Genomic DNA, 18,076 nt, shown 5'->3' on the forward strand with positions numbered 1-18,076 from the left:
CCCTACGGCGGCCGGAGTCTCTACGCTCACATCCAGCCGCCCTCCCCCGGCCTCCGCACCGCTTCCCTTACCGCTCCGTCTCCCGTCCGCTCCCCCACTGAAGGACCCCCGCCATGCACCGCGCACTGATCGTCGTCGACGTACAGAACGACTTCTGCGAGGGCGGCAGCCTCGCCGTGGCCGGGGGCGCCGATGTCGCCGCCGCCATCACCGACCTGATAGGCGAGGCGACCGCCGGGTACCGGCACGTGGTCGCCACCCGTGATCACCACGTCGACCCGGGCGACCACTTCGCGGTGTCCCCGGCCGAGCCGGACTACGTCACCACCTGGCCGGTGCACTGCGTGGCCGGTACGGAGGGCGTGGGCTTCCACCCGAACTTCGCCCCGGCGGTCGCCTCGGGCGGGATCGGCGCGGTCTTCGACAAGGGCGCGTACACGGCGGCGTACAGCGGCTTCGAGGGCGCCGACGAGAACGGCGTCGGGCTGGCGGACTGGCTGCGGGAGCGGGAGGTGACCGCGGTCGACGTGGTCGGTATCGCCACGGACCACTGCGTACGGGCGACGGCGCTGGACGCGGTCCGTGCCGGCTTCGTCACGCACGTGCTGCTGGACCTGACGGCGGGCGTGGCCGCGGGGACCACGGAGCGGGCCCTGGAGGAGCTGCGGGACGCGGGCGTGGTGCTGACGGGCAAGCCGGTCCTCTGACGTCCGCGTGGGCGCCGGGAGGGCGCCGGGCGGACGGGGCGGGCCGGAGCGGGACTCCAAGGGCCTTCCTGGGCCGCTGCGGGGCTTTTCGTGGGGTTCCGTGGGTTCCGTGGGCCGGGGGCTTCGTGGTGGGTCAGTACCCCATCACCGCGGGTCTCAGCAGCGCGCGGATCGGCTGCCAGAGCTGGTCGGCCGTCCCCGTCCCCGGCGCGCCCGGTGTCGTACGCCAGAGCAGGCCGTCCGGGTGGTGCAGTACGGCCGTGACCTCGTCCGGTGTCGGCGGCTCCGCGTTGCCGCGCAGGTAGACCGCCCGGAGCCCCAGGTTCCGCAGCCTGGTCAGGGCGCGGGCCCGGTTCGCGGCGAGCACCAGGACGCGTACGGTGCCGTCCTCGGCGGCCGGTCTTGGCAGGGTCAGTGCCACCACCACGGTGCCGTTCGGGAGCTTGCTGAAGCCTCCACTTGCCATGTCTTCATCTCCCCCGTGAGACGTCGTGTCAATAAGAGATCCGTAGGACGCACCTAAACACGATCGGCCGCCGCCCGCTAGGGGGCGACGGCCGATCATGCATTTGACCTGCGGTTACTTCCGGTTACTTGCCGGACTTACCTACCTTGACCGTCATCGTCGAGCCGTCCAGCGGCTGGCTGATGATGCTGATCTTGGTGTTGGTGTCAGGAACCTTGACGCTTCCGCCCTTGTTCTCCTCGCTCCAGTAGGTGCCCTTGCGGTCGTCGAAGACCGGGGCGCCCAGCGACGGGGAGATCCGCGTCGGCTTGTCGGCGCGGTGGAGCGAGAGACCGGTCGTCGGCCACCAGCTGAAGGTGGAGTCGTACGACTGGATCCGGTTGCGCATCAGCGTGCCGTCCGACCACTTCAGCGGCTTGGCGTGGGCGTCGATCGGCAGGACCAGGCCCTCGCCCGGGTGCTGGCTGGTGTTGTTGTCCTTCTGCGAGGTGTCCCACAGCCAGATCAGCAGGCCGTTCTGGTACGGGAAGTGCTCGACCTTGCCGTCGTTCGGCGCCGTGAAGCCGAAGTTGTACGGGCCGACCTTGAGGGTCCGGTCGTACGAGACGTACTGGCGGTTCTCGGCGATGTAGTACTGCTCGTAGTCCTGGGTGAAGGACTCGCCGATCCGCGAGAAGCCGTTCGCGGTCCAGCCCGCGTCGTCGCCCTCGGCGTTGTCGGTGAAGACCGAGGCGCCGTCGGCGGTGACGGTGATCGCGTCGGCCGTGAAGCCCTTGCCGCTCACGCCGCCGTCCGTCTGGTAGCGGAAGCGCAGGTCGAACTTCTGGCCGGCGTAGGCGTCCAGCGGGAAGACGAGCTTCTTGTTCGTGCCCGAGACACCGGTCAGCGCCGGCTTGTCGGCGGCGTCGCGGGTCAGGGACTTGCCGTCGGCCGTGCCCTCCAGCGGCGTCCAGTTGGCGCCGCCGTCCGTGGAGACCTCGGTGTAGAGGTAGTCGTAGTCGGCCTCGATGTCCCACCAGCCGGTCAGGTCGAGCGACGCGGCGGACTTGCCGGTCAGATCCACCGAACGGGTGAGGGTGTTCTTGAGGTCGTCACCCATGTCGCTCCACCACTGCTTGGAGCCTTCCGCGGGCTTCACGACCGTCGTGGTCTTCTCCTTCTTGGGGAGTTCGACGACAAGCGCCTGCGGGTTCTTCGTGTTGTACGCGGAGACGCCCAGCTTGTGGGTCGAGTTGGTGGCCGCCTTGGCCTCGGCGTAGTCGAGCCAGCCGAGCTGGAGCTTGTCCCAGGCGGTCATGTCGCCGGGCAGGTCGCCGATCTCGTTCTTGCCGGTGCCCAGCCACGAGCCGGACGACATCAGCGTCCAGAAGGCGGTGGAGTTCTCGCCGCCCGCGGTGTCGTACAGGTCGGGCAGGCCCAGGTCGTGGCCGTACTCGTGGGCGAAGACCCCGAGGCCGCCGTTCTCCGGCTGCATCGTGTAGTCGCCGACCCAGATGCCGGTGTCGCCGACCGGCGCGCCGCCGGCCTTGTTGCCCGCGGGGCCCGTGGAGCCGGCGTTGCTGCCGTACGCGTACCAGCGGTGCGCCCACAGGGCGTCCGTGCCCTGGACGCCGCCGCCCGCGGACTCGTCCTCACCGGCGTGGACGATCTGGAAGTGGTCGACGTAGCCGTCGGGCTCGTTGAAGTTGCCGTCGCCGTCGAAGTCGTACCGGTCCCACTGGTCGTACTGGGCGAGGTGGTCCTTGATCTCGGCGTCGGTCTTCCCCTGGGCCTTCTGGCCTGCGGTCCAGGCGGTGAGGCCGTCGCGGACCAGGTCCCAGACGTTGGCGCAGTTGGTGGAGCCGCAGTAGTTGGAACCGTAACGGGCCTCGTTCCACGGGACCTTGACCCAGTCGGAGACCTCGCCGTCGACCGAGTAGCGCCCGGAGGACGTCTTCTCGTAGTACGTCTTCAGGGAGTCCTTCTGCTTGCCCTTGGCGTCCTTGCCGGTGCCGAAGTACAGGTCCTGGAAGTGCTCCTGGCTGTAGTCGGCCTGCCAGGCGGTGGAGTTGTCCACCTTCCGGTCGGGCTCGGCTATCTCGTTGTGCAGCGGGCCGGGGTCGCCGCCGTACCTGACGACGGGCGGCAGGGGGCCGTCGGGACCGTCCGGGTCGTACGTCGTCGAGTTGTCGACGTCGTCGCCGAACTCCACGAGGATGGTGAAGATCTTGTCGGTCTTCTCCCGGCCCAGCTCGACGTACTTCTTGTTGTCGAGCTTGACGACCTGGGAGCCGCCGCGCTTCTCCACCTTGGCGTCGCCGGATATGACCTGCTGGAGCGCGGCTTCGCGCTGCTTGGACTGCTGCTTGCTGAACGGGCCGTCCAGGTCGTGGTCGGCCTGCCCCTTCTGAGGCGCCGGGTCACGGCGCTCCGCGCCGGATGGGGCGCTGGAAGCGGAGGCGGGGTGGTCCTGGGCCTGAGCCGTGGTGAAGGCCGAAGCCGTCGCGGCGGTCGCGGCCAACGCCACGATCACTGCGGACACTCTTCTCGCCCGTCGGTTTCTGATCACTTGGTGGTGTTCCTCCCCGGCGCACGCGATCCGCGGACCGGGAGTGGAGGATCCGCGCGCGTCTGCGCGTCATAAGTGACGACATTGGACCCGAGTTGAGAAAGAAAAGACAGACCTTGACTTGAACCCGTCAATTGCATTATGCGGCCTTCCGGTTTCACTATCCGGACGGAGGGAGTGAACCGGCCAACCGGTGCATATATTCGGCCTGTTGGCAGGGCGGCGTGACTCGATGCGCCCCCCATGCACCGGGACCAAAGGTCAGGTCACGCTTACCAGCCGTTCCACTCGGGCATCCACCGTCTTAGAGTCGGTAGGCAGTGCGACCGCCTTGCCACGGCCTGGTCCCACTTGTCCCACTGCACGAGACAGCACCAGACACGCCAGACGCACCGAACACCCCCAGAACCACCGAATCCCCAGAACCCCACAGATATTGACGCCCCCGAGGGACGGATTCCGCCATGCCGCGTCCGACTGCCGCACAGCTCGCCTACGGCTCCGCCACCATCGTCTGTTCCACCCTCGCCATGCTCCTGCTCTCCGGTACGAGTACGGGCATCGGGGTCGCGGTGATCGGCGTCGCCGCGCTCGGTCTGGGGCTGTTGGTCGCCATGACCGTGCCGCTGCCCCGCAAGGACCGGGCGGCGCGGGCGGCCACCCCCCGCCACCGGACCGGCGCGGACACCACGGCGCGCGCCACGGTGGCGGCACCGCGTACGCAGGGCTCGGGCGTGGGCGCCGAGGCCCGCCGCTAGCGGTTCGGGGCGCCGCCCGCGGAGTCGCCGCTCACTGAGTCGCCGCCCAGGGAGTCGCCGCTCACTGAGTCGCCGTCACCACCACGGTCCTGGCCGCCTTGTCGTGCAGACCCTGCCGGTACGGCCGGCTGGCCAGGATCGTCACGATGATGATGAGCCACCAGAGACAGAGGCAGCAGAGCAGCGCGGGAACCCAGAGCACCAGGGCGCGCAGCAGCGACGCGTTGGACTCCGGTACGGACCCGTCGTTGAGCATCGCCACCCGCAGCTTCAGCCAGCGCTTGCCGAGGGTCTGCCCGTACTTCTTCGTCATCAGGGTGTCGTAGCCGACGTACGCGATGATCGAGATGAGCGACCAGACCCACTGGGTGCCGGTGTTCACCTGGTTGGTGACCTCGTCCCAGTTCCCGGTGTTGTTCGAGGTGTGGCGCCAGCCGCCGACGAGCAGCGAGATGACCGCCAGCGGGATGAAGATGATCAGGGCGTCGATGATCCGGGCCGCGAGCCGGGTGCCGAACGGCGCGAGCGGCGGCATCCCGGCGAGCGGATCCGTACCGCCGTAAGGGCCGTCGCCCCCTCCCCCGTAGGGGTCCCGCCCGTAGGGAGAGCCGCCGTACGCGCCGCCGCCGGGGTCGTTCGGGTCGTAGGGCGGGGCTTTGGGCGGGCCGTGCTCGCCGCCGTAGGGAGAGCCGTACGGGGAGCCCCCGGAGTCCCCGGAACCCCCTGAGGATGGCGGAGGCCCCTGGGGCGGCGGAGGCTCCTGCGGTCCCTGAGGGTCCTGCGGCCCCTGGCCCTGGCCCTGGGGTCCCTGCGGCTTCTTGAGGAAGGGGTCGTCCTCGGGGGGCTGGCCGGGCGGCGGCTGATCATTGCTCATGGGGGCAGTGCACCCCGGGCAGGAAGGGCCCGCAACGGCTGGGACGCCGTTCGGAGGAACGCCCCGCCGCCGCCTCACACCCCGTCAGCAGGGGTGCCGCCGGACGCTCAGCGCGCCACGAAGGTATGGGCGATCTTGTCGTGCCAGCACTGCCGCCACGGCCGGTCGATCAGGCACCACAGCACATTGCCGAGCCCCACGACGAGCACCCCGAGCACGCTGTAGACCAGCCAGCGGCGCAGCGCGGCGCCGAAGGCCGGGGCCTCGTGGGTCTCGATGTCCCGTACGTCGAGCCCGCACAGCTTCTTGCCCAGCGTGCGTCCCCATTTGGCGGTCGGTACGGCCTCGTAGACCACGCCGACGACCAGCAGGGCGGCGAGGACGCCGCCGAGGTAGCCGGCCGTGGTGGCGTCGAGCAGCCAGACGGTGACGGTCTGTCCGGTCTGCCTGGCCGCCTCGACCTTGTCGTCGATATGGGCCAGGGCCCGGGTGATGAGCGGTACGGCGATGGCGCCGACGATGGCTCCCAGCATCAGCGTGTCGATCAGCCGGGCCACGACGCGCTTGCCGAGACCGGCGGGGCGCGAGGCGGCCTGGGCGCGCGCGGCCTGGAGGAACGGGTCCTCGACCGGCGGCTTCCAGGGCACCACGGGCTGGTCGGCCTGGTCCGGCTGGGCGAGCCGGTGCACCTGCTGGGCCCAGGAGGTGGCGCCGCCGCCGCTGCCGGAGCTGATGGGCCCCGGGTCGGGCTCGGGTACGGGCGGGGGCGCGGGCGCGTAGGAGTGCGGGACCGGCGGGGACGGCTGGGCCGGTGGCTGCTGGTGCACCGGCTGACGGGCGGGGAGCTGCGGCTTCGGTCCGGCGTCGAGCGCGCGGATCGCCATCGTCCCCTCGTCCCTGGCGGGGCGCTCCGAGGCGGCGTCCTCGCCCTTCGCGCGCCGGGCGGCGCGCAGGGCGCGGATGGTCATGGTGGAGTCGGCGGGCGGCTTTCCGCCTTCGCGGGGCGCCGGGGCCCGTCCCGGTCCGGCACCGCCGCGCCGCTGGGGGCGGATCGCGACCGTACCGTCGGAGACCGACCCGTCGTCCCCGTCGCCGCCGGTGCCGTCCCCGGGGCCGAGGGAGCGTACGCCGGGCAGCGCGCCCCCGGTCGGATCGGCGGCCGGGGCGGGCGCGGGTGCGGGTGCGGGAACCCGGGGGTCCTGACCCGTCGGGCCGGTCGGACCCGTCCCGCCCCAGGAGACCCGGGCGTCACGCTCGCCGCCGAACCCGGTCTGGCGGGAGGCGTCGGCCTGCCACGCGGAGGCGGGCTCCTGCCGGGCCCGCTCGGGCGGGTCCTCGTCGAGGAAGACCGGCCCCGTCTCGTCCACGGCGGGCAGCGCGGGCGGCGTGGCGGCGGCGGGCAGCGCGGCCTGCGCACCCTCGCCCTCCCGGGGCGCGGGCCGCGAGGTGCCGGGCACCCAGGCGGCGCCGTTCCAGTACCGGACATATCCAGGAATGGAAGGGTCCGGGTAGAAGCCTTCCCGAGGTACGTTCCCGCCGTCACCAGGAGGAGTAGCCACTGACCCCAACTCCGTTCGCTCACACCATGATTGACCTGAAAGGGCCGCCCGGCGCCGGAACGGCGACCGGATTCGTACTCCCGCTTGTCCAGGAAGACATTAACGAAGAACTCGGGGCCCGGAAGATGGCGCCCGGCAGAAAGAACCCCGTTCGGGCGCCAGGCCGGCGGCGCTGCTGCGAAGCGTAAAGCTGCGGGGTGGGATCTGTTCGCGGACCTGCACCAATTCGGCACACGGGTTCGACGCGGATGGTGTGACCAAGGGGCAGAAGCACGGAAAGCACGCCGCGCAAGAGCCCATCACCCGGACGGACCGGCGGACGGCTCGGAAACTGACGATCCGCCCCAGTTGCCGCCCGGTGACAGCCGGCCGTGAGCACGTGCCCTACGACACGTGCGTTACGAGGGAACGTGCCGCCACCGGTCCGCTTCCGCGCGAGCCACCTCGGCGTCGTACCGGCAGGCTTCGAAGTGACATTCCGGCGGCGGGACCTCCAGGTGGGGCACCTGCCAGTCCGACCACCACACGATGTCCCCGATCCGCTGTACGGCCACGGACAGAAAGCCGCAGCAGCCGCCGGTGCACTCGGGCTCCCCCAACTCCAGACGCCGCCGCTCGCCGACCGCGCGCAGGGGGCTGGGGCGGCCGACGGGCAGCATCTCGGACACGTACGGCCCACGCCCCCCTTCGCCGACCGCGCCTGCCACCACGTCCTCACCGTTGACCCGGAACCGCAGGTGGGCCGCGAACCGGGGCCCGGGCGGCAGCACACTGATCTCCAGGTGATCGAACACCGGGCCACCCTATGGTGAGCGGGAGTGAGAGGTTCCCTCACACAAAGTCATCGCCGAAAGTCGCGTCATGAACCAAGAGGTACTGCCTCTCTCCTGGTAAGGCCCCGCCGCTGGGCCCCCCGCCAGGAAAGGAAGTGCCCGCCATGCACTCTGTGGTCGAACGCGAGCTGGAACTGAATCTGGTGCTGTCGCCCGAGCGCAGCATCCCCGTGCCCGCCCGGCTGACGTACCGTACGGACGATCCGTACGCCGTGCACATCACCTTCCATGTCGGCTCGGACGCCCCCGTGAACTGGACCTTCGCCCGGGAGTTGCTGGTGGAGGGGGTCTTCAGGCCGTGCGGGCACGGGGATGTCAGGATCTGGCCGACGAAGGTCGACGGGCGGCAGGTGCTGTGTGTGGCGCTGTCCTCGCCCGACGGGGACGCTCTGCTCGAAGGGCCGTCGGGGGCGCTGTCGGCGTGGGTGGAGCGGACGCTGCGGATCGTGCCGCCGGGGACGGAGGCCGAGCGGCTCGGTCTGGACGACGCGCTGGCCGCGCTGCTGAGTCCGGTGGCGACCGACGAGCTGTGGCTGCGGGACCCGTGGCCGTCGGACGAGTCCGTGGACGACGAGGCGTGACGCCGGAGGGCGCGTGTCATACGTTGAGTTCGCGGGTCTCCTCGATGAAGTCGCGGACGGTCGCCGCGTTCCGTACGGGGAGGTCGCACCGCCCGGTGCTCGTGCGGACCCGCAGCCGGGACGGGCCGAAGGTCGTCGTCTCCGCCAGCTCCGGCCACTCGATCACGGTCGGCTCGGCGGCTGCGCCGCTGTGCAGGGTGACGCCGTCGTCGGTGACGGCCAGGTCACCGAGGCGGACCGTGCCCTCCGTGTCCAGGGTCGCGCGCAGCCGTTCGAGCAGCCGGGGGCGGATGCCCGCCTCCAGCGCCTCGGCCAGCTTGTTCTGCCGTACGACATGGGCGAGGACGACCGGCTGCTCGCGGCCGGCCGGCCAGATCGCGGTGACGGCGGCCCGTTCCGTGGTCCGGAAGCCGCCGGGGGCCAGGCCGATGTCGCTGTCGCCCAGGTCGTGGCCGGTGGAGTCGATCTCCTGCCAGGCGTACGTGACCGGCTGGGACCGCGGGTGTCCCAGCAGCACGCCGCCCTCGTACACGACGGCCATCCGCACGCCCTCGGCGGGCGGTATGCGGCGCAGGCCGGCGAAGCCCGCGTAGACGAGGCCGGCCACCACCGGCACGTACAGGAAGGGGGACTTGAGGGTGAGGTAGGCGATCACGGCGGCCATGGCCGCCGGGACGAGCAGGATCTCCATCCAGCGCAGCCCGCGGTGGACCCGGTGGACGGAGCGCCGGTCGCCCAGGCCCCGTCTGCCCGCCGTCGTGTCGTACTCGGTCAGCTTGCTCACACGTACCTCACCCGTACCGCCGCGCCCTCGGTCTCAGAAGAGCTTGCCCGGGTTGAGCAAGCCCAGCGGGTCGAAAGTCTGCTTGATACCGCGCTGCAACTCCAGCCCCACCGGCCCCAGCTCTCGCGACAGCCACTCCTTCTTCAGGGTGCCGACGCCGTGCTCCCCGGTGATGGTGCCGCCCAGCTCCAGGCCGAGCCCCATGATCTCGTCGAAGGACGCGCGGGCCCGCCGGGACTCCTCCGGGTCGGCCTGGTCGAAGCAGACGACGGGGTGGGTGTTGCCGTCGCCCGCGTGGGCGCAGACGCCGATGGTCAGGTCGTACTTCTCCGCGATGGCGGCCGTGCCGTCGATCATCGCGGCGAGCCGGGAGCGCGGTACGCACACGTCGTCGATCATCGTGGCCGACCGGACCGCCTCCAGCGCGGGGAGCGCGAGGCGGCGGGCCTGGAGCAGCAGCTCCGACTCGGCGGCGTCCTCGGCGGGGACCACCTCGGTGGCACCGGCCGCCGCGCACAGCTCGCCGACCGCGGCGAGGTCGGCGGCGGGGTCCGGCGTGTCGAAGGCGGCGAGCAGCAGCGCCTCGGTGGACTCGGGGAGGCCCATGTGGGCCAGCGCGTTGACGGCGCGGACGGTCGTACGGTCCATGATCTCCAGCAGCGACGGGGTGTGCCCGCTCTCCATGATCCGGCAGACGGCGTCGCACGCGGCGGCGGCCGAGCCGAACTCGGCGGCCAGGGCGAGCTGCTGGGGCGGCTCGGGTTTGAGCGCGAGGACGGCCTTGACGACGATGCCGAGGCTGCCCTCGGAGCCGACGAAGAGTCGGGTCAGGTCGTACCCGGCGACGCCCTTGGCGGTGCGGCGTCCCGTGGTGAGGAGCCGGCCGTCGGCGAGGACGACGTCGAGGCCGAGGACGTACTCCGCGGTCACGCCGTACTTGACGCAGCACAGCCCGCCGGACGCGGTGCCGATGTTCCCGCCGATGGTGCACATCTCCCAGCTCGACGGGTCGGGCGGGTAGGCGAGGCCCAGTTCGGCGACGGCGCGGGAGAGCGTGGCGTTGATGACGCCGGGCTCGACGACGGCGATCCGGTCGACGGCGTTGATCTCCAGGATCCGGTCCATTCTGGTGAGGGAGAGGACGATGCACCCGTCCGAGGCATTGGCGGCGCCCGACAGCCCCGTACGGGCTCCTTGCGGGACGACGGGGACACGGAGCGCGGTGGCCGTGCGCATGACGTGCTGGACCTCTTCGACGGTGCGCGGCAGTACGACGACGGCGGGCGTTCCGGCCGGGCAGAAGCTGGCCATGTCGTGGGCGTAGGAGATCGTGATGTCGGGATCGGTGATCAGGGCGTCGGCGGGAAGGGCGGTCCGGAGCCGTACGAGGAGATCGTCCATGATCCCAGGCTCGCACCCGGGGCCATCGGTGTGAACCCGTGGGCGATCCACAACTCAAGACAGTGTGTGCTCTTCATATTGACGCACAGTAATCATCATGAACGCCATGAAGACGGAGCAGGTCAGACAGGTCAGAAGGGCGGCGCTGGCGGCCGGGGTCGGCGCCGCGCTGGTCGGGGGCGTCCTGCTGTTCGTACCGGACCGGGACGGGGCGGGGACGCCGACCCCCGAGGAGCGGGCGCTCGCGGCGGTGAGCGCGGGCGCGCCCGCGTCGCTGCCGGATCTCGACGCGCTCATCCTGGACCGCGAGAAGTGGCTGCGGACGCATCCGGAGGACAGCACGGCGTGGGCGGTGCTGGGCGCGGCGTACGTGGAACGCGGCGAGCGGCGCGGGGACTCGGCGTACTACTCGAAGGCCGACGAGGCGCTCCGGCGCTCGCTGAAGGGGCCGCCGGTGGGGGCAGCAGGGCCCGAGGACCACGGGGCCCGCGCCGCCGAGTCCGCGGAGGGCGACGGTACGGACGGCGACGGCGGTACGGAGGGCGGGGACGGTTCGGACGGCGGGGACGACGGCAAGCAGGGCGCGCTCGGCGCGCCCACCCGCGCCCAGGCGCTGGCCGGCCTCGCCTCGCTCGCCAACGCCCGCCACGACTTCACCACCGCCAAGAAGTGGGGCGAGACGCTCCGCGCCCGCCGGCCCGAGGCGTGGAGCGCGTACCCGGTGCTGATCGACGCGTACACCGGTCTGGGCGACTACCCGGCGGCGGGCAAGGCGCTCGACAAGCTGAAGGAGCTGCGCCCCGGCAGCCCCGTCGTACTGGAGCGCGCGGTGTCCGTCTACCGCGACCGGGGCTGGCGCGAGGACGCGGAGGCGAAGGCCAACGAGGCCACGGCGCACGCCGGCTCCCCCACCGCGAAGGCGGAGGCGCTGTACGCGCTGGGCGAGCTGGCCTGGGAGCGCGGCGAGCCGACCGAGGCGATGGGCCACTACGACGCGGCGCTCGCGACGGTGCGCGACCACCCCGCCTCGCTGGCCGGCCGGGCGCGCGCGCTGGCCGCGCTGAGCAGGACGGACGAGGCGTACCGCGACTACCAGGCGGCGCTGGCGAAGCTGCCGCGCCCGGAGTACGCGCTGGAGCTCGGCGAGCTGTACGACGCGAACGGCCTGGACGGCGACGCCCGCACCCAGTACGCGACGCTGCGCGCGCGGGCGGCGCGGGCGCAGGGGCACGGCGTGAACGAGGAGCTGGTCCTCGCCCGCTTCGAGACCGACCACGGCGACCCGGCGGCGGCCGTGGCGCGGCTGCGCGCCGAGTGGGCACGGCACCACAGGAGCATGGAGGTCGCGGACGCGCTCGGGTGGGCGCTGTACCGGGCGGGCCACGGCAAGGAGGCGCTGAAGTACGCGAAGAAGGCCACGGAGCAGGGCCGGCGCAGCGCGCTGTTCCTGTACCACCGGGGCGAGATCGAACGGTCCCTGGAGATGTACGGCCCGGCCCGCCGCCATGTCGGGGACGCGCTGCGGATCAACCCGTACTTCTCCCCGCTGCTGGCGCCGCGCGCGCTGACCGCGCTGGAGTCGCTCGGGGAGCCGGCGGAGGGCGGCCCGCGGGACGTGGAGGGCGCGGGGTCGACGCCGCAGCCGGCCGAGATGGCCCGGCCGACGAAGCCTCCGACGGGCGCCACGCCTTCGGGAACACCGAGCGGGAGCCCGGCCGTGCCTTCGGTGCCGGTGGTGACGCCGTCGCCCTCCTGAGGGGCGGGCGGTAGGGGCGCACGCGGCATACGCCGGCAGGGGCGTACGCGGCATACGTACGGGAGCGGGGCCCGGTCGAGGAGACCGGGCGCCGCTTCCGTGTGTGCGGCGCCTGGTCCTGGGGTGGCTGCCCCGCCCGGGTGCACACCAGTCGGTGTTTGTTGTCAGGAGGAGCGGTCTCGGCTGTCGGATCCGGATTCCAGGCGCTTCAGCCAGGCGTCGAGGTGAGGACAGGCGGTCGCAGGGCGCCCAAGCCGAGAAGCTCGATCGCGCCCGGGCCGTCCACGACCTTGCGGTAGGCGGGGTGGGCCCTCAGGATCCGCTTCGACGGCGCCGTGTCGGGACCGTCGTTGACCAGTTCGGGCCCGCCCGCGGCAGTGACATGGGACCGCGGTACGTCGGCCAGCCTGGGTGAATCGATCAGCTCGGCAAGCTCGTTCGCGGCGGCGAGTACCCAGGTCTCCGTCTCGTGGAGGACGAGGAACGGCAGGAATCGCGGGTCGTCGACGACCCGTGCCATCGCCTCCTCGACATGGCCGACGCGAGCGTACGCGTCACCGGCCGGGGCGCTGGAGAGCCCGGGTGTGCCGGAGGGCAACCCGTACAGATCGAGCATCGTGGTCACCGTGTCGACGGCCGAGTTCCGCAGTAGTGCCCGGATGTCGTGCTCGATCTTGGGCCACCTGCTCACCCCGCCTCTGTCGTGCGGCCGACCTGCGGCCCGCCGGGTCTTGAGTGCGACCGGGGTGACCCAGATGTCCCGTGCGGTCAGTTCCGGCTGGAGGACCTGCTGCACCAGGCGCTCCTCCGTCGCACCCTCCACCAGCACGTGAACCTGACGCACCTGCCCCGACCTCACCGTTCCTGCTCGGGCCGGGGCCGACCACCCAGCAGGTTCTTCAGCCACAGGTCACCGAGCGAGTAGCTGTCGAGCCAGGCTGCCAGTGCCGCGGGATCGGGCCGGTGCAGCTTCGTCGAGCCGTCCACGCGCTCCGCGACGACGAGTTCGTCGAGCCCGAACTGGTCGACCAGGGTGACGGACTGAGTGGCGGCGAGAATCTGGCTGTGGCCGGAGGCCGACCGGAACAGCTCCGCCAGAACGGTGATGGCGAAGGGGTGCAGGCCCAGCTCAGGTTCGTCGAGCACCAGCAGCGCGGGCGGTCGCGGCTGGAGCAGGAGGACGACAAGACAGATGAAGCGCAGCGTGCCGTCGGACAGTGCGTCGGGCGGGAACACGGTGTCGGACCCGAACTGCTTCCACCGGAGCAGCACGCGCCCCGCTGCGTCCTCGGTCAGGACGAACTCACGGAAGAAGGGTGCGACGGAACGGACCGTACGCACGATCTGCTTGTACGCCGCAGGATGCTCCTCGCCCATGCGCCGCAGGAACGCGGCGAGATTGCGTGCGTCCGGGTGCAGAACCTCCGTGTCGGAGGCGTAGCCCGGCTGCTTCACCGGGGCACCGGGGGTCGTGTCGTGGAAGTGGTAGACGCGGCAGCCCCGCAGTATCTCCAGCGTGTGACGGGCCACGCCGCTCGCTCCGAGCCGTCCCAATTCCGCGACCTCGGCGAGTTTCGACTCACTATGGCCCGGGCCGATCTCCTGCTTCAGCGGCTGCTCATCACGCGACGTGTCGTGGAACTCCACCACCTCACGGCCGAAGACCAGTTCTCCTCGATGCGAGGGAACCAGCCTTGCCTCGTAGGCGTTCACAAGATCGCTGCCGTCAGCCTCCACACGCAGCCCGATCCCCGCAGATCCTTTGGCCACGTCGTGCAGCATGGCCACGGCTCCACCCCGCAGCCCGACCTCCATACCCAGCTCACCGTCGGCGATGCGCCCGAGCAGCTCGACGGCCTCGATGAAGTTGGTCTTGCCCGCGCCGTTGGGGCCGACGAGCACGGTGACCGGGCTCAGGGCCAGCTCGGCCTGTTCGATCGACTTGTAGCCGCTGATGGTGATGCGTCGAACCCTGCGTGACATGGTCATCAATGTATCGAGCCATCGGGGTCATGCGCGGGCGCGCGGCGCCGACGCCTGGTGTGGTGGGCTGCCCATCGATTGTTCACCGATTCTCCTCCCTGAGGGGCTGGTTCTTCATTGTGGCCTCGGATATACACATACGGAACATGGCACTTATTTCCGCCCCGAAAGCGTTCGTCAACGTCGTTTCCGGGCCCGTCGCCGGAACGGGAACCGGAGCCGGAACCGGTCGAACCATCGGGGCTTACGGTGTCTGCGGCGGCCGGGGCGTGGCGCGTGGCGCGGTAATACGCACGCGGGTACGAGTACGGGCAGCGCCCTGAGGGTGTACCGCCCGCTGAAGTCATCGGCGTCGAGGGCGAACTCAGCGCCCGCGAAGAGCTGGTCCCGTGCCGCTTTCTGCGCCTGGGGGGCGTGGCACCAGGACCGGAGTGCGGTGGGTACGTCCGGATCAGGGGCCGGTACGGGGACGAGCACGCCCGGCGGGATCCACCCGGCACCCGGGTCGGGATCGAGGCCGTCGGCGATACGCCGGGCCTGGTGACGGAGGAACGACAGGGCAGTGTCCGGCGACACCGCCTGCCGGGCGGCGAGGACGACGCGTACCCACGCACCGTTGACCGGCCCCTCGCAGACCACGGTCACGTTGTAGAACCGTGCCGCGCTCACACTCGCCGCCTGGCGGGGGGGGGCCGCTGCTGCCGATGGAGCTTGGCGAGGGCGGCAAGTTGAGTCCGTTCCCGCTCGGTCGCCGGGCGGACCGAGATCAGAGCCGCCTGCCAGGTGTGCCCGGAGGGGCGGACGAGACAGACCGCCGATCCGGCGAAGGAGCGGATGACACCCGGCATTTCCACTCTCCGGTCGAACACCGCCATACCGACCCGCAGATCGGGCAGACCAGGCTCCGTCGCGGAACGTACGGGCAGGCGTCGCGGCGGGCAGCGGGGCGGAACGTGCGGTTCGGGGATCATCCGGCGTCACCGGCCCGGGGGTGCGGGTGCGCCGCGATCTGACGGGCGCACTCCGCCGTGGTGAGCGTGTCGATCCCGCGAAGGGCGTTCTCCCGACGCCTGTCCCACCAGTCGCACAGGTCGCAACCAGGCACCGGGGCCGGTCGCCAAGGACCACTGGCCGCTGTCACGGTGTGCGGCTCGTCCGCGTCTTCGCCCGTCGGTGGGGCCGTCCGGTGATCCATGTTCCGCGCCTCCAGCGCCTACGTACTGTGCTTGCCTGGTAACAGATTCGGCGTCGGCACGTAGTCTCAAAAGAGGCAAAGCGATTCCAAGCGGGATGCGAATACTGGGGAGTTGAACGCATGAACGATGAACCGGAGACACCGGCGGTGCAGTTCGGCAAAGAGATCAAGTACGCCCGGGAAGCTCGGGGATGGTCGCAGGCGGAGTTGGCCGACAAGCTGTTCTGCAAACAGCCCTATGTGAGCAAGACGGAGAACGGGCAACTCCCGTCAGCGCAGTTCGCGGAGCAGTGCGACAAGGTGTTTGGCGCGCCCGGCACTTACGCCCGGATGCGGCAGCGAGCGGCTGACGCGGGCAACCCTCTCTGGTTCATCCCCTACCTCCAGTTGGAGCGCGAGGCGGTGAGCATCTGCGACTACTCCGCCACCCGCGTCATGGGCATACTGCAAACCCCGGAATACGCAGAAGCCGTCTTCCGATCCGCCCGCCCGCACGACTCGGCAGTCGAGACCAAGAAGCTGGTGGAAGACCGGATGCGGCGGCGGGAGGTGTTCGACATTCCGAACCCGCCATCGCTGTGGGTGATCCTGCATGAGGCGGTTCTCTGGTCGGGCGCGGGTGGCCCAAGTGCCATGCGGGGACAGCTTCAGCACCTGGTAGACGCGTCGGAATCTCCGCACATCACTGTCCAGGTCTTTCCCTTCAGCGCGGGCGCCGCGTCGCGAGGAGTGCCGTTCGATGTGCTCACGCGGCAGGATGGGACCGAAGTCCTTTACGAGGAGACCTATGTACGAGGGCAGGTGGACGACTCGGCGGAAGCGGTAGCCGAAGCACGAGCGGCCTACGAGCGGCTGCGCGCGGATGCCCTGTCACGCGATGACTCCCTCTCTCTCATCCGTCACGTTATGGAGGCGTACACCCATGACCCCCACCCTCGACCTCTCCCGCACGGAGTGGGTCAAGAGCAGCTACAGCGAAGGGAACGGCGGGCAGTGCGTCGAATGGGCCCCCGCATGCGCAGCTTCCGGCGTCGTCCCCGTCCGTGACTCGAAGGACCCGAGCGGCCCGACCCTGGACATCCCTACCAGCGCGTTCGCTTCCTTCGTGGCGGGCGTCAAGTCCGGCGAGTTCGGCACCGTCTGATCACTCGGCACAGCGCACACCGGTTCACCGGGCCGCCGTCACCCTCCCCCGGAGTGACGGGGGCCCGGCTCGCCTTTCGGTCGGCGTTCCGGTGCCGAGGGCGGCGATGCGCAGCAGGGAGACCTTCCCGCCGTCCGACATCCGCCCCCCGCCCGAGGTTCCCCCGAGCGGCTGGGAGTCAGCGCCGCTCGGGTCCGGATGCTTGGGGCTTTCGGTGTCTGCCGATGCCTGGGCCGAGGGGCCTGGGGGCCGGGCCCGGCTCCTGCGCCGGGGGCTCGATCTTCGAGTCGGGGTACTGGATGCGCTTCGCCTCCGCGAGGTTGGCTGCGAAGCCGTGCGCCTCCCACGCGTACCCGTTCCACCGCTGGATCGGGCGAGGGTTCCCTGCGGCCTCCCAGGCGACGAGCGCCTCCTCGATCCGGTCCCACAGGGGCACAGGGCCGCCCTGCCGAACCGTCCACCTGCCGTCACGGGCGATGAACTCGGCGAAGGGCTCCCGGTCGGGGGCGAAGAGGTGGAGCAGGGGCGTTCCGTCGCTCCGGGCGGCACGGACGAGATGTGCGCCGGGCGCGGCGAGTTGGGCGAGAAAGGCCGGCATCCAGTCGTCCAGGAGGGTCGGCGAAGCCTTCGTCTCCCTCTCACTGTCCGCGTAGGCGGTGGGGGCCGACAGGTCACCGGCGGGCGGCCGGGCAGGCTCCGATTGCCTGGTCGAGGGCGTCACTGTCCAACTGGACGAGGAGACGGCGCACGGTATGGGGGTGCGGGACGGACACCGCGCCGGTCAGTGGGTCCAAGGGGGAAGCCGAGGGCCCGGCAGGCCCGGACAGGGGCGTCGGCGATCCACTCGGTGATCGCGGTGAGTGACCGGGCGCCGGCCAGCACACTTGCCGCGGCTGCGGTGACCAGGGCGGACAGCTGGTAGCGGCGCCCGCGAACACCTCTCGGATCGGGCACCAGGCCCAAGAAGCCGGACAGGGCGACCGCGTCCGTCAGTGGGGCCGGCGGCGGAAGCCCGGGCCGGCTGTCCAGCGCGGTGGGCACAGGGGAAGACGCAGGAGCAGGCACGGACTCACCACGTGTTCATGGGACTTCGACACTCACATGATCACCGGGACCGTGCCTGTACTGCGTCCGCCCCTGCCCGAACCGGGACGTCCGACGCGACTCCCAACCAGCCCGGCGATGCGGACGAACCCCAATCACGCAACGCCCCCTGGTCCCAACCGCATGTCGTCAATCGCAGCCGCCATCCTCACCCTGGAGCGGCACCGCTGAAAGGCTCAGTCTCTCCTGCGGGGGACGGCCGTACACATCCGCAGGGGCACCACCGGGGTCGAACCAGCCGATCAGCAACCCGGGTCGGCGGTGCTCCACGATCCCGCGCCTTGTGTGCATGCGTGATCTGCACTAGCCTCACCGCTTGATACATCAACTAGATGCCGATCCGTGGGCTCACGTAGCAACTGGCATCAGGAGCAGGCCCCGTC

17 protein-coding genes and 1 pseudogene are annotated in these 18,076 nt (G+C 70.9%); 6 read left to right on the plus strand and 12 right to left on the minus strand.

Features of this window, described 5'->3' with window-relative positions:
- Window positions 1–113 precede the first annotated feature (113 nt).
- Window positions 114–707 (plus strand): isochorismatase family protein, encoded by a 594-nt coding sequence (locus tag ACIBJC_RS34900; RefSeq protein ID WP_399299545.1) that lies wholly within the window; start codon window positions 114–116, stop codon window positions 705–707.
- A gap of 133 nt (window positions 708–840) precedes the next feature.
- Here the strand turns inward: ACIBJC_RS34900 and ACIBJC_RS34905 are convergent, their stop codons facing one another.
- Both ACIBJC_RS34905 and ACIBJC_RS34910 read right to left on the minus strand, forming a co-directional pair.
- Window positions 841–1,173, minus strand: coding sequence for a hypothetical protein (locus ACIBJC_RS34905; protein WP_399299548.1), 333 nt, complete (start codon window positions 1,171–1,173; stop codon window positions 841–843).
- Window positions 1,174–1,297: 124 nt separating this feature from the next.
- Window positions 1,298–3,721, minus strand: coding sequence for an immune inhibitor A domain-containing protein (locus tag ACIBJC_RS34910; protein ID WP_399299550.1), 2,424 nt, complete (start codon window positions 3,719–3,721; stop codon window positions 1,298–1,300).
- A gap of 464 nt (window positions 3,722–4,185) precedes the next feature.
- Between ACIBJC_RS34910 and ACIBJC_RS34915 the strand changes: the two genes are divergently transcribed.
- On the plus strand, window positions 4,186–4,479 hold the full coding sequence (locus ACIBJC_RS34915; RefSeq protein WP_329826855.1) for a hypothetical protein: 294 nt from the start codon (window positions 4,186–4,188) through the stop codon (window positions 4,477–4,479).
- Between the two features lie 61 nt (window positions 4,480–4,540).
- Here ACIBJC_RS34915 and ACIBJC_RS34920 read toward each other — a convergent pair whose 3' ends face one another.
- The 3 genes from ACIBJC_RS34920 to ACIBJC_RS34930 form a co-directional block, all read right to left on the minus strand.
- Window positions 4,541–5,353: an RDD family protein gene (locus ACIBJC_RS34920; protein WP_399299553.1), complete on the minus strand. Its 813-nt coding sequence runs from the start codon at window positions 5,351–5,353 to the stop codon at window positions 4,541–4,543.
- Between the two features lie 107 nt (window positions 5,354–5,460).
- Entirely contained in the window at window positions 5,461–6,912 is a 1,452-nt protein-coding gene (locus ACIBJC_RS34925) for an RDD family protein (protein ID WP_399299556.1), read from the minus strand.
- Window positions 6,913–7,310: 398 nt separating this feature from the next.
- Window positions 7,311–7,706 carry a hypothetical protein gene (locus tag ACIBJC_RS34930; protein ID WP_399299559.1) on the minus strand — a complete coding sequence of 132 codons (396 nt, stop codon included), beginning with the start codon at window positions 7,704–7,706 and terminating at the stop codon, window positions 7,311–7,313.
- Between the two features lie 143 nt (window positions 7,707–7,849).
- Between ACIBJC_RS34930 and ACIBJC_RS34935 the strand changes: the two genes are divergently transcribed.
- Window positions 7,850–8,326 (plus strand): SsgA family sporulation/cell division regulator, encoded by a 477-nt coding sequence (locus tag ACIBJC_RS34935; RefSeq protein ID WP_399299562.1) that lies wholly within the window; start codon window positions 7,850–7,852, stop codon window positions 8,324–8,326.
- 16 nt (window positions 8,327–8,342) lie between these two features.
- Here ACIBJC_RS34935 and ACIBJC_RS34940 read toward each other — a convergent pair whose 3' ends face one another.
- Entirely contained in the window at window positions 8,343–9,110 is a 768-nt protein-coding gene (locus ACIBJC_RS34940) for a hypothetical protein (RefSeq protein WP_399299565.1), read from the minus strand.
- A 33-nt stretch (window positions 9,111–9,143) separates the two neighbouring features.
- Window positions 9,144–10,511: an FAD-binding oxidoreductase gene (locus ACIBJC_RS34945; RefSeq protein WP_399299568.1), complete on the minus strand. Its 1,368-nt coding sequence runs from the start codon at window positions 10,509–10,511 to the stop codon at window positions 9,144–9,146.
- Between the two features lie 97 nt (window positions 10,512–10,608).
- Here ACIBJC_RS34945 and ACIBJC_RS34950 point away from each other — a divergent pair, with 97 nt between their 5' ends.
- Window positions 10,609–12,267 (plus strand): tetratricopeptide repeat protein, encoded by a 1,659-nt coding sequence (locus ACIBJC_RS34950; protein ID WP_399299571.1) that lies wholly within the window; start codon window positions 10,609–10,611, stop codon window positions 12,265–12,267.
- 208 nt (window positions 12,268–12,475) lie between these two features.
- Here the strand turns inward: ACIBJC_RS34950 and ACIBJC_RS34955 are convergent, their stop codons facing one another.
- The 3 genes from ACIBJC_RS34955 to ACIBJC_RS34965 all read right to left on the minus strand — a co-directional run bounded on the left by ACIBJC_RS34955 (window position 12,476) and on the right by ACIBJC_RS34965 (window position 14,919).
- A complete protein-coding gene (locus ACIBJC_RS34955) occupies window positions 12,476–13,111 on the minus strand; it encodes a DUF4276 family protein (RefSeq protein ID WP_399299574.1) in 636 nt (211 codons plus the stop codon).
- 11 nt (window positions 13,112–13,122) lie between these two features.
- The gene (locus ACIBJC_RS34960) at window positions 13,123–14,250 is read right to left on the minus strand and encodes an AAA family ATPase (protein ID WP_399299577.1); all 1,128 of its coding nucleotides are present in this window, start codon (window positions 14,248–14,250) and stop codon (window positions 13,123–13,125) included.
- Between the two features lie 177 nt (window positions 14,251–14,427).
- The gene (locus ACIBJC_RS34965; RefSeq protein WP_399299580.1) at window positions 14,428–14,919 is read right to left on the minus strand and encodes a hypothetical protein; all 492 of its coding nucleotides are present in this window, start codon (window positions 14,917–14,919) and stop codon (window positions 14,428–14,430) included.
- A 646-nt stretch (window positions 14,920–15,565) separates the two neighbouring features.
- Here ACIBJC_RS34965 and ACIBJC_RS34970 point away from each other — a divergent pair.
- A pseudogene (locus ACIBJC_RS34970) lies at window positions 15,566–16,288 on the plus strand (Scr1 family TA system antitoxin-like transcriptional regulator); the annotation flags it as partial.
- A gap of 79 nt (window positions 16,289–16,367) precedes the next feature.
- Window positions 16,368–16,589 carry a DUF397 domain-containing protein gene (locus tag ACIBJC_RS34975; RefSeq protein ID WP_399299583.1) on the plus strand — a complete coding sequence of 74 codons (222 nt, stop codon included), beginning with the start codon at window positions 16,368–16,370 and terminating at the stop codon, window positions 16,587–16,589.
- Between the two features lie 178 nt (window positions 16,590–16,767).
- Here the strand turns inward: ACIBJC_RS34975 and ACIBJC_RS34980 are convergent, their stop codons facing one another.
- Window positions 16,768–17,310: a DUF6087 family protein gene (locus ACIBJC_RS34980; protein WP_399299587.1), complete on the minus strand. Its 543-nt coding sequence runs from the start codon at window positions 17,308–17,310 to the stop codon at window positions 16,768–16,770.
- Window positions 17,307–17,654, minus strand: coding sequence for a transposase family protein (locus ACIBJC_RS34985; protein WP_399299590.1), 348 nt, complete (start codon window positions 17,652–17,654; stop codon window positions 17,307–17,309). Before ACIBJC_RS34985 ends, ACIBJC_RS34980 begins: the two co-directional genes overlap by 4 nt.
- Between the last annotated feature and the right edge of the window lie 422 nt (window positions 17,655–18,076).

Origin of the sequence: Streptomyces sp. NPDC050509, from assembly GCF_044457965.1 — a bacterium.
Lineage (GTDB): Bacteria > Actinomycetota > Actinomycetes > Streptomycetales > Streptomycetaceae > Streptomyces.

Coding starts and splice junctions, on each gene's coding strand:
- ACIBJC_RS34900 (WP_399299545.1), top strand. CDS start 114: ATGCACCGCGCACTGATCGTCGTCGACGTACAGAACGACTTCTGCGAG.
- ACIBJC_RS34905 (WP_399299548.1), bottom strand. CDS start 1,173: ATGGCAAGTGGAGGCTTCAGCAAGCTCCCGAACGGCACCGTGGTGGTG.
- ACIBJC_RS34915 (WP_329826855.1), top strand. CDS start 4,186: ATGCCGCGTCCGACTGCCGCACAGCTCGCCTACGGCTCCGCCACCATC.
- ACIBJC_RS34920 (WP_399299553.1), bottom strand. CDS start 5,353: ATGAGCAATGATCAGCCGCCGCCCGGCCAGCCCCCCGAGGACGACCCC.
- ACIBJC_RS34935 (WP_399299562.1), top strand. CDS start 7,850: ATGCACTCTGTGGTCGAACGCGAGCTGGAACTGAATCTGGTGCTGTCG.
- ACIBJC_RS34945 (WP_399299568.1), bottom strand. CDS start 10,511: ATGGACGATCTCCTCGTACGGCTCCGGACCGCCCTTCCCGCCGACGCC.
- ACIBJC_RS34950 (WP_399299571.1), top strand. CDS start 10,609: ATGAACGCCATGAAGACGGAGCAGGTCAGACAGGTCAGAAGGGCGGCG.
- ACIBJC_RS34960 (WP_399299577.1), bottom strand. CDS start 14,250: ATGTCACGCAGGGTTCGACGCATCACCATCAGCGGCTACAAGTCGATC.
- ACIBJC_RS34975 (WP_399299583.1), top strand. CDS start 16,368: ATGACCCCCACCCTCGACCTCTCCCGCACGGAGTGGGTCAAGAGCAGC.